The sequence below is a fragment of the Sphingopyxis bauzanensis genome, assembly GCF_002205675.1.
GTDB lineage: Bacteria > Pseudomonadota > Alphaproteobacteria > Sphingomonadales > Sphingomonadaceae > Sphingopyxis > Sphingopyxis bauzanensis.
On sequence record NZ_NISK01000014.1, the window covers coordinates 1 to 1,239 of the forward strand.

The window sequence follows — 1,239 nt, forward strand, 5'->3', positions numbered from 1 at the left end:
TCATCTGTCACTCGGATCGCGGATCGCAATACGCAGCGGGCGCCTATGTCGACCACTTGGCCGCGATCGGTGCGACGCCCTCGATGAGCCGCACGGGCAATTGTTACGATAATGCCCCAATGGAAAGTGAAGCGCCCCGGGTTTCCCGGAGGCTCCTACTTGTGAGAAGAAGGAGCCACGATGAGCAAGACGACGAACAAGTTTTCACCTGAGGTCCGCGAACGCGCTGTCCGGATGGTTGAGGAGCACCGCGCCGATTGCGGATCGGAATGGGCGGCGATGACCTCGATTGCAGGCAAGATCGGCTGCACGGCAGAGACACTGCGCCGCTGGTGCCGCGAGGAGGCGAGCCGACGAGCGGGGCCAGCGGCGCAAACCGCCAGCGACAAGGATCGGTTGAAGCTGCTTGAGCGCGAAGTGAAAGAGCTTCGCCGGGCCAACGAGATCCTGCGCAAGGCGTCGGCATATTTTGCGCAGGCGGAGCTCGACCGCCCCGGCAAATGGTGATGTCGTTCATCGACAGCCACCGTGAGGAACTGGGTATCGAGCCGATCTGCCGCGAGTTGGCAATCGCCCCATCCTCCTACCACGAACATGCGGCCCGGCTTGCTGACCCTGCCAAACGGTCAGCGCGAGCCCGGCGCGATGACGAGATCAAGCAGCAGATCAAGCGCGTCCACGACGACAGCTCCGGCCTCTATGGCACGCGCAAGGTCTGGCACCAGATGCGCAGAGAGGGAGCGACAGTAGCCAAATGCACGATCGAGCGGCTGATGCGCGCCATGGGCTTGGCAGGGGTAAGGCGCGGAAAGACTTGCGTGACGACCGTCAGCAATCCCAAAGCTCCATGTCCGCTCGACAAGGTGAACCGGGAGTTCCGCGTCAGCCGGCCGAACGCGTTGTGGGTGGTCGACTTCACATATGTCCATAGCTGGGCGGGCTTTGTGTATGTCGCCTTTGTGATCGACGCATACGCACGACGGATCGTTGGCTGGAAAGTCAGCACCGCACCCACCGCCAGCTTTGTCCTGGATGCTCTGGAACAAGCGATCCACGTCCGACGGCCCCGTCCGGAAGATGGGCTGATCCATCACAGCGATCGCGGCGTTCAAGGCGGATTCAACCGGTCGTCGCAACACCGGCTTTATACTGCCCGACGAGAAACTGGTCGAGGGCTTCTGCAGGTGTCTTCCATCCGAGAGTTTTGCGCGGCCGAGTGTTGAGGGCGTGGGCAACCGC

At 62.2% G+C, this 1,239-nt stretch carries 2 pseudogenes and 1 other annotated feature; both pseudogenes read left to right on the forward strand.

Annotated elements, in window-relative coordinates:
- Nucleotides 1–128 (forward strand): annotated as a pseudogene (locus tag CDQ92_RS20510) (IS3 family transposase); the annotation flags it as partial.
- A gap of 52 nt (nucleotides 129–180) precedes the next feature.
- Nucleotides 181–1,112 (forward strand): annotated as a pseudogene (locus tag CDQ92_RS20515) (IS3 family transposase); the annotation flags it as partial.
- Nucleotides 462–576, forward strand: a sequence feature (AL1L pseudoknot). It overlaps the preceding pseudogene by 115 nt.
- Nucleotides 1,113–1,239: the final 127 nt, after the last annotated feature.